The organism is Kitasatospora sp. LaBMicrA B282 (assembly GCF_050325825.1).
Lineage (GTDB): Bacteria > Actinomycetota > Actinomycetes > Streptomycetales > Streptomycetaceae > Kitasatospora.
The window spans coordinates 18,837-27,202 of the sequence record NZ_JBNQTI010000127.1 but is presented as its reverse complement, the minus strand read 5'-3'; the positions used below and the strand labels follow the sequence as shown (position 1 = coordinate 27,202).

Here is an 8,366-nt window from a genome sequence, read left to right as displayed (position 1 = left end):
CGCCGGCGGGCACGGCGGGGGCCGCGGTGCGGGTGCCGGCGCCGGTACCGGTGCCTGGGGCGGCGGCTTCGGGCGCAGCGCGGGCGGCGGGAACGCCGCGGCGCTGGCGGCGGCCTTCGGGGCCGGCGGCTTCGGCCAGTCCGGCACCACCCTGACCAAGGCCCAGCAGCAGATCCTCGACTACACCGAGGCCCACGACGGCGGCGCCCGCTACACCTTCGCCACCACCAACTGGTCGGCCTCCTCGCCCTACATCCTGGCCACCGGCAAGGAGGTGCTGCCGATGGGCGGCTTCACCGGCAAGGTGCCCTCGCCGACCCTGCCGCAGTTCCAGGCCCTGGTGGAGAGCGGGCAGTTGAGGTTCGTCCTGCTCGGCTCCGCCGGTGCGCTCGGTGGCGGCGGTGGCGGCGGTGGCGGCGGTGGCGGCGGCTTCGGCGGCCGGGGTGGCGCCCAGTCCGGCCCGACCACCGCGGTGGTGGACTGGGTGCGCAGCCACTGCGACCCGGTCGCGCCGAGCGACTACGGGCAGTCGGTGGACAGCGCGAACCTCCAGCTGCTGTACAGCTGCCAGGCCTGAGACGGAAAACGGAGCGCCCGCGGACCCCTCGGTCCGCGGGCGCTCCGGTGTCCGGTCAAGGCATCCGGTCAGGGCATCCGGTCAGTCGGTCACTGCTTGAGCTCGGCGTACGCCTCCGCGCTGCTGTCGTTCAGGAACTGCCAGCAGCGCTCGGCCTCCGGGGCCTCCTTGATCGCCTCGGCGGCCCGGGCCAGCGCGGCCAGGCAGCGCAGGAAGCCACGGTTCGCCCGGTGCTCCCACGGGATCGGGCCGTGGCCCTTCCAGCCGGAGCGGCGCAGCGAGTCCAGCCCGCGGTGGTAGCCGGTGCGGGCGTAGGCGTAGGCCTCGACGTTCCGGCCCGCCGCGAGCGCGTCGTCGGAGAGCATCGCCCAGGCCAGGCAGAAGGCCGGGTAGTCGGCAGCCACCTGGGTGGGCGAGGCGGACTGCTCCGCCATCATCCGGTAGGGCTCGTCTTCCTCGGGAAGGAAGGTCGGCTCCGGGCCACCGAGAAGGTTCTTGTGAGTCTCCATGCAGGCAGTCTGCCACTGCGGGGAATCGCGCGGCACGCCCCCTCCGGGGCCCTCAGGCCTCCTGGCCGCCGCGACCGGCCGGCAGGCAGCCGCCCAGCACCGCCAGCCGTTGCCGCTCCAGGCCCGGGCGCAGCCGTCCGCCCCTGGTCAGCAGCACCAGGCCGTGCAGCGCGGCCCAGGCGGTCTCGACGAAGGTCTCCACGTCGTCCCCGTCGCGGGTCAGCGGGGCGAACACCTCGACCAGGACCGCGAAGGACCGCCGCAGTTCCTGCGGGGTCTCCCCCGTGCCGAAGGAGAGCGGGGTGCTCAGGGTGAACATCGCCTCGTAGAGCGCCGGATTGGCCCCGGCGAACGCCAGGTACGCCCGGAACACCGCGGCCGGCCGACCGGCCGGCGGGGCCGGGTGCGGCGACCGCGCCGCCTCCAGCACCGCGGCCAGTTCGCCGAAGCCCTCCAGCGCCAGGGCGTCGACGATGGCGCCCTTGTTCGCGAAGTGGCCGTAGAGGACCGGCTGGCTGTACCGGATCCGCTCGGCCAGGCGGCGGGTGGTGACCGCCTCCCAGCCCTCCGCCTCGGCCAGCTCGCGGGCCACCCGCAGGATCGTCCGGTGGCGCTCGGCCCGCTCGCGCTCTCTGCGTGGCTGTGTCCGCATGACTCGAGCCTAGCAGCGCTAGGATCTCAAGCACCGAAAATCTGTCAACGCTAGAAATCTGAGCAGAGACGGTGTTAGCGTCGACACGACAGCTAGCGCCGCTAGAAAACGCGGCGGGCTTCCACGACCACGTGCTCCAGGGGGATCACCATGACGTCCGCATCGCTCCGCCGCCCGACCACCACGCTCACCGTGGTGCTGGCCGGCTTCATCGTCTTCGTCGGCGTCCGCTTCCTGGTCGACCCGCAGGGCGCGGCCGCCGGGTTCGGGATCAACGGGCCGCACGGCGCCGGCAGCGGCTACTACGACATCAAGGGCGTCCGGGACATCACCTCGGGCCTGGTGGTGCTGGCCCTGCTGGCCGCCGGCCAGCGCCGGGCGCTCGGCTGGGCGCTGCTCGCCGAGGCCTTCACCCCGTTCGGCGACGCGACCATCGTGCTCACCCACGGCGGGTCACTGGCCACCGCACTCGGCATCCACGCCCTCACCGCCACCGTCGTGGCCTTCACCGGCGTCCTGCTGCTGCGCGAGACCCGACCGTCGGCGGCCGTCGGCACCCCGGGCGCCGCGGCGGTCACGGCGGTCACGGCGGTCACGGCAGTCGCCGCGGAGCCCGCGAACGCCGGGTGACCCAGCCCCGCGTGACGGCCCGACAGCAGGAGCAGCAGGAGCAGCAGGAGCAGCAGCGTCAGCGCAGCACCGGGAGCAACGCGCCCAGGTCGCTGCGCTCGCCGCTCGCGCTCACCTCGGCCGCCGCCACCGCCGCGGCCCAGTCCCGCCGCCCGGTGGCCACCCGCAGCCAGACCGGCGGCGCCATCTCGACCACGTTGGGCGGGGTCCCCCGGGTGTGCCGCGGCCCGGCCACCGCCTGCACCACGGCCAGCGGGGGAATCCGCAACTCGACAGCACCGCCCGGGTGTTGCTGGGCGAAGGCGTCGGCCAGCAGCCGCACGGCACTGGCCCGGGCGAACCGGTCGTGCGGGAAGTCGGGCAGCTCCAGGGCCGTCGCCAGGTCGTCGGCGGACAGCACGGTCACCACCAGCCGGGTCACCAGGAAGTCGGCCTCCGTCATGCTGCCGCCGGCCACCGCCACCACCCGGCGCCCCGGATCCGCCAGCACGCCGAACAGCGCGTCGACGGCCGCATCGAAGGCGGCCGCCACCTCGGCCGGCGGGCCGGCGAACCGCTCGGCGGCCAACGCCCGTGCAGCGGAGTCCGGTTGCCCACCGGGCCGGCCCACTACCGCGGCCCAGGCGGCCGGCGTCAGCATCCCCGCCGTACCCGCGGCGCCGGCCGACGGCACCACCGGCTGCGCCGCCTGCCGCGGCAGCAGCTCCAACTGCACCGCCAACTCGGCCAGCAGCTCCCGCACCCGCCACTCCCCCACCCCGGTCGGCCGCTCCAACAGGAGCCCCGCCGCCGGGTCCGCGCAGAGCCGGTGCACCGCCGCCCGCAGCGCCTCGAGCTGCCCCACGAGGCCCCGCAGCACCTTCACCGAGTCGTAGTTCCGGGCCCGCACGGCCGCCGTCTTCGCCATGCCGCCAACCTATCCGCCAGGCCCGACGATTCGCCTCGACCCAGCGCACGGCCCCCCGGCCGGCGGCCGTGAGGTGCCCGCCTCACCCGTCAGGCCGTGGGCGGATGCCGGGCAGCGCTCGCCCGGCAGGATCCGTAAGAGCGGCCCCCGCCAGAGGCCCGGCGGCACTTCGCCTCGCACGGGACCGTCGGACGGGCCCTACAGCGTCAGCGCCATCTCGTGCTCGATGCCGCCGCCCGCGAGCGGGTAGGGCGTGGTGCGGCCGGTGGGCTCGAAGCCGCGGCGGCGGTAGAAGGCGATCGCCCGCTCGTTGCGCTCGTGCACCTCCAGCACCAGGCGCTCGGCACCGCCCTCGCCGCGGGCCCAGGCCAGCACCGCGTCCAGCAGCAGGTCGGCCACCCCGGCCCGGGAGCCGCGGTGGGCCGGGTCCACCCAGACGCCGACCAGCCACCGGGTGCCCGCGTCGTCGGTGTAGGCGGCCATGGTGCCGACCCGCAGGCCGTCCTCGGTGGCCGCGATCACCTGCACCGAGCCCGGCTTCGCCGACCGCTCGGCGCGGAAGCGCCACTCGGCCTCGTCGGCCTGCTGCGCCTCGGCGTAGGTCTCCAGGCAGGCGAGCGGCGTGTCCTCGATCATCCGCAGGCGCAACTCGCGCACCTGCTCCCAGTCCTCGCCCCGCACCCGGTACACGCGGTAGTCCACGACGGCTCCTCTCCCCCGGCGGCTCCGGCCGACTTCCGTCGGCCCGGACCGACCACGCGAACGACCCGCCCCGAAGATCCGGAGCGGGTCGTTCCACATTAGCGAGCCCAGGTCACCCCGAGCCCGGCACTGTCGGCGGCTCAGCCGATCAGCGCCTCGATCACACCGGTGTGCGCCTCGGTCAGCTCCGCCAGCGAGACGGTGAACTGGCCCTGGACCTCCAGCGCCGCGCCGTCCACCACGCCGATCCGGGTGGCCGGCAGGCCGCGGGCCGAGCACATGTCGGTGAAGCGCAGCTCCTCGCTGCGCGGCACCGCGACCACCGCACGGCCGGCCGACTCCGAGAAGAGGAAGACGAACGGGTCCAGCTCCGCGGGCACGATCACCCGGGCGCCGTTGCCGCCGCGCAGGCAGCTCTCCACCAGCGCCTGGGCCAGGCCGCCGTCGGACAGGTCGTGCGCCGCGTCGATCATGCCGTCGCGCGAGGCGGCGATCAGGATCTCGGCGAGCAGCCGCTCACGCTCCAGGTCCACCTTCGGCGGCAGCCCGCCCAGGTGCCCGTGGGCCACCTGCGACCAGGCCGAACCGCCCAGCTCGTCGGCGGTATCGCCGAGCAGGTACAGGTGCTGGCCCTCCTCGGCGAAGGCGATCGGGGTGCGCCGGGTGACGTCGTCGATCACGCCGAGCACCGCGACCACCGGGGTCGGGTGGATGGCGACCTCGCCGGTCTGGTTGTACAGCGAGACGTTGCCACCGGTGACCGGGGTGCCCAGGGTCTGGCAGGCGTCGGCCAGGCCGCGGCAGGCCTCGGCGAACTGCCACATCACGTCCGGGTCCTCGGGGGAGCCGAAGTTGAGGCAGTCGGAGACCGCGAGCGGCTTGGCGCCGCCGGCCGCGACGTTGCGGTAGGCCTCGGCGAGGGCCAGCTGGGCGCCGGTGTACGGGTCCAGCTTGGTGTAGCGGCCGTTGCCGTCGGTGGCCACCGAGACGCCCAGGTTGGTCGCCTCGTCGATCCGGATCATGCCGGAGTCCTCGGGAGTGGCCAGCACGGTGTTGCCGATCACGAACCGGTCGTACTGGTCGGTGATCCACGCCTTGGAGGCCTGGTTCGGCGAACCGGCCACGGCCAGCAGGGCCGCCTTGAGCTCCTCGCCGGTGCCCGGGCGGGCCAGCCGCTCGGCGGTCGGCGCGTCGGCCTGCAGCGCGTCCTGCCAGGACGGGCGGGCGAACGGGCGCTGGTAGACCGGGCCGTCGTGCGCGACGGTGCGCGGCGGCACGTCCACCACCTGCTCGCCGTGCCAGAAGATCTCCAGCCGCTCGCCGTCGGTCACCTCACCGATCACGGTGGCGATGACGTCCCACTTCTCGCAGATCGCCAGGAAGCGCTCGACCTTCTCCGGCTCGACGATCGCGCACATCCGCTCCTGCGACTCGCTCATGAGGATCTCCTCCGGCGAGAGCGTGGCGTCGCGCAGCGGCACGGTGTCCAGCTCGATCCGCATGCCGCCGGAGCCGGCCGAGGCCAACTCCGAGGTGGCGCACGAGAGTCCGGCGCCGCCCAGGTCCTGGATGCCGAGCACCAGCTGCTCCCGGAACACCTCGAGGGTGCACTCGATCAGCAGCTTCTCCTGGAACGGGTCGCCGACCTGGACCGCCGGACGCTTGGTCGGCTTGGAGTCGTCGAAGGTCTCCGAGGCCAGCACCGAGACGCCGCCGATGCCGTCGCCGCCGGTCCGGGCCCCGTACAGGATGACCTTGTTGCCGGCGCCGGAGGCCTTGGCGAGGTGGATGTCCTCGTGCTTCATCACGCCCACGCAGAGCGCGTTGACCAGCGGGTTGCCCTGGTAGCAGGGGTCGAAGACGACCTCGCCGCCGATGTTGGGCAGGCCCAGGCAGTTGCCGTAGCCGCCGATGCCGGCCACGATCCCGGGCAGCACCCGGCGGGTGTCCGGGTGGTCGGCCGCACCGAAGCGCAGCGGGTCCATCACGGCGACCGGGCGGGCGCCCATCGCCAGGATGTCGCGCACGATGCCGCCGATGCCGGTGGCCGCGCCCTGGTAGGGCTCGATGTAGGAGGGGTGGTTGTGCGACTCCACCTTGAAGGTGACCGCGTAGCCCTGGCCGACGTCGACCACGCCCGCGTTCTCGCCGATGCCGACCAGCATCGCGTCGCTCTCGGGCGCCTTCTCACCGAACTGCTTGAGGTGCACCTTGGAGCTCTTGTAGGAGCAGTGCTCCGACCACATCACCGAGTACATCGCGAGCTCGGCACCGGTGGGGCGGCGGCCGAGGATCTCGCGGATCCGGGCGTACTCGTCCTCCTTCAGGCCGAGTTCGGCCCAGGGCTGGGCGGCGTCCGGAGTCTGCTCGGCGTTCTTGACCGTGTCGAGGGTCATCTCAGGAACTCACCAACTGCTTGAGGACGGACGTGAAGAAGCCCAGACCGTCGGTCCCGCCGGTGCCGACCAGCGGTTCGACGGCGTGCTCCGGGTGCGGCATCAGGCCGACCACGTTGCCGGCCGCGTTGGTGATCCCGGCAATATCGTTCAGCGAGCCATTGGGGTTGACGTCCACGTAGCGGAATACCACCCGCCCCTCGGACTCCAGCTCGTCGATCGTGCGCGCGTCCGCCGTGTACCGGCCGTCCATGTTCTTCAGCGGGACGGAAATCTCCTGCCCCGTCCGGTAATCCGTGGTCCAGGCGGTGCCGGCATTCTCCACCCGCAGCTTCTGGTCGCGGCAGATGAAGTGCAGGTGGTTGTTCCGCAGCATCGCGCCGGGCAGCAGGTGCGACTCGGTGAGCACCTGGAAGCCGTTGCAGATACCGAGCACCGGCATTCCGAGCCTGGCCTGCTCGATGACGGTCTCCATCACCGGCGAGAAGCGCGAGATCGCGCCGGCCCGCAGATAGTCGCCGTAGCTGAATCCGCCGGGCAGGACCACGGCGTCGACCTGGTGCAGGTCCTTGTCGCGGTGCCAGAGCGCCACCGGCTCGGCACCCGCGAGGCAGACCGCGCGCTGCGCGTCGCGGTCGTCCAGCGAGCCCGGGAAGGTGACGACGCCGATCCGGGTGGTCACACGTTCTCCTCGACCCGGACCGTGAAGTCCTCGATCACGGTGTTGGCCAGGAAGGTCTCGGCGGCCTCGCGGATCCGGGCGAGCGCGGCGTCGTCCACCGGCCCTTCCAGTTCCAGCTCGAAACGCTTGCCCTGGCGGACGTCGGCGATCCCGGTGAATCCGAGACGGGGCAGTGCGCGCTGCACCGCCTGTCCCTGGGGGTCGAGGATCTCCGGCTTGAGCATGACGTCGACTACGACGCGTGCCACTGGCACTCCCAAAGGTGTGGTGCGTGAAGGCGGGGGGACCTTCAGACTACCGGGGTTCACCGGCCGTTCGACGGCCCGGGGATCGCGACGCGCGTAGACACCCACCCCTTACGCCGCAAGGGTTCCGGGCTTCCGGGCCGCCCGTTTCCTCCCCCTTTAAAGAACTTCCCAGGAACCTCCGGGTGACCGCGCGGCGACCCGCCGAATACCGGCACTCCGGACAGATCGACCACGGATACCCGGGGGTATCCGGCCGGAAGTATCGGTACGGAGGCGAAGCGAGGTGAATATCCGGAAAAAGAATGCAAGGCCCATCGATTTCCCCGAGCCGCGGGTGCAGAATAGGGCCACCGGCGGTGGCAGGAGCTGCGCAGGCGGTGCCCCTCCGGCGCACCCGTATGCCCCTGGAGCGCCGGAGCACAGGGCCGCCGCGGCACACCGCGCCCGTCGGCCGAATTGCCGAGAGGATTGACACCCATGGCTCAGCGTGTAGTTGTCACGCTCTCCGACGACCTGGACGGCGGCGCGGCCGCGGAAACCGTCCACTTCGGCGTCGACGGGAAGTCGTACGAGATCGACCTGTCCCTGGACAACGCGGAAAAGCTGCGGGAGGCGCTCGCCCCCTTCGTCGCGGCCGGCCGCCGCCAGAGCCGCACCGGAAAGTCGTTCCGCCGCACCGCGCTCGCGCCCGACCCGGCCGCGGTGCGCGCCTGGGCCCAGTCCCGCGGCATGGAACTGCCGGCCCGCGGCCGGATCCCCAAGCACGTCTACGAAGCGTTCGCCGAGGCCAACTGACCCGGCGTGCTGCGCCCCCCTTCGCCCGGGCCGCCGGCGGCCGGGGCGGGAGGGGGTGCGGAAGTCGTGCGTGACCACTCCCGGCGATGGGGTAGAGTATTTCTCGTCGCCGCAACCGGGGAGCGCCTCGGGAGTAGCGGCCGGTGCCTCGAGCACCGTGCGGACGTGGCTCAGTTGGTAGAGCATCACCTTGCCAAGGTGAGGGTCGCGAGTTCGAATCTCGTCGTCCGCTCCAGTTCGAAAGGACCTCCTCCGGGAGGTCCTTTCG

General features: G+C 72.8%; 9 protein-coding genes, 1 tRNA gene and 1 pseudogene. 4 read left to right on the top strand and 7 right to left on the bottom strand.

All coding sequences use genetic code 11. From position 1 onward, the window contains the following. Positions 1–577 (top strand): annotated as a pseudogene (locus ACQRUO_RS28205) (ArnT family glycosyltransferase); the annotation flags it as partial. Between the two features lie 89 nt (positions 578–666). Here ACQRUO_RS28205 and ACQRUO_RS28200 read toward each other — a convergent pair. Then, complete coding sequence (locus ACQRUO_RS28200) at positions 667–1,086, bottom strand: DUF3151 domain-containing protein (protein WP_428318909.1); 420 nt, start codon at positions 1,084–1,086, stop codon at positions 667–669. Between the two features lie 52 nt (positions 1,087–1,138). After that, positions 1,139–1,738: a TetR/AcrR family transcriptional regulator gene (locus ACQRUO_RS28195; RefSeq protein ID WP_428318908.1), complete on the bottom strand. Its 600-nt coding sequence runs from the start codon at positions 1,736–1,738 to the stop codon at positions 1,139–1,141. Between the two features lie 150 nt (positions 1,739–1,888). Here ACQRUO_RS28195 and ACQRUO_RS28190 point away from each other — a divergent pair, with 150 nt between their 5' ends. Beyond that, the gene (locus ACQRUO_RS28190) at positions 1,889–2,368 is read left to right on the top strand and encodes a DUF4267 domain-containing protein (RefSeq protein WP_428318907.1); all 480 of its coding nucleotides are present in this window, start codon (positions 1,889–1,891) and stop codon (positions 2,366–2,368) included. 58 nt (positions 2,369–2,426) lie between these two features. Here the strand turns inward: ACQRUO_RS28190 and ACQRUO_RS28185 are convergent, their stop codons facing one another. The 5 genes from ACQRUO_RS28185 to purS all read right to left on the bottom strand — a co-directional run bounded on the left by ACQRUO_RS28185 (position 2,427) and on the right by purS (position 7,309). Continuing rightward, the gene (locus tag ACQRUO_RS28185; protein WP_428318906.1) at positions 2,427–3,275 is read right to left on the bottom strand and encodes a sterol carrier family protein; all 849 of its coding nucleotides are present in this window, start codon (positions 3,273–3,275) and stop codon (positions 2,427–2,429) included. Between the two features lie 198 nt (positions 3,276–3,473). After that, the gene (locus ACQRUO_RS28180; protein WP_428318905.1) at positions 3,474–3,977 is read right to left on the bottom strand and encodes a GNAT family N-acetyltransferase; all 504 of its coding nucleotides are present in this window, start codon (positions 3,975–3,977) and stop codon (positions 3,474–3,476) included. A 140-nt stretch (positions 3,978–4,117) separates the two neighbouring features. After that, positions 4,118–6,373: a phosphoribosylformylglycinamidine synthase subunit PurL gene (gene purL, locus ACQRUO_RS28175; RefSeq protein ID WP_428318904.1), complete on the bottom strand. Its 2,256-nt coding sequence runs from the start codon at positions 6,371–6,373 to the stop codon at positions 4,118–4,120. Between the two features lies 1 nt (position 6,374). After that, entirely contained in the window at positions 6,375–7,055 is a 681-nt protein-coding gene (gene purQ, locus ACQRUO_RS28170; RefSeq protein WP_428318903.1) for a phosphoribosylformylglycinamidine synthase subunit PurQ, read from the bottom strand. Continuing rightward, a complete protein-coding gene (gene purS / locus ACQRUO_RS28165) occupies positions 7,052–7,309 on the bottom strand; it encodes a phosphoribosylformylglycinamidine synthase subunit PurS (protein ID WP_428318902.1) in 258 nt (85 codons plus the stop codon). Before purS ends, purQ begins: the two co-directional genes overlap by 4 nt. Before the next feature lie 471 nt (positions 7,310–7,780). Between purS and ACQRUO_RS28160 the strand changes: the two genes are divergently transcribed. Both ACQRUO_RS28160 and ACQRUO_RS28155 read left to right on the top strand, forming a co-directional pair. Further along, a complete protein-coding gene (locus ACQRUO_RS28160; RefSeq protein ID WP_184936468.1) occupies positions 7,781–8,098 on the top strand; it encodes a histone-like nucleoid-structuring protein Lsr2 in 318 nt (105 codons plus the stop codon). Positions 8,099–8,257: 159 nt separating this feature from the next. Continuing rightward, positions 8,258–8,333: transfer RNA gene (locus ACQRUO_RS28155), tRNA-Gly, on the top strand. Positions 8,334–8,366 lie beyond the last annotated feature (33 nt).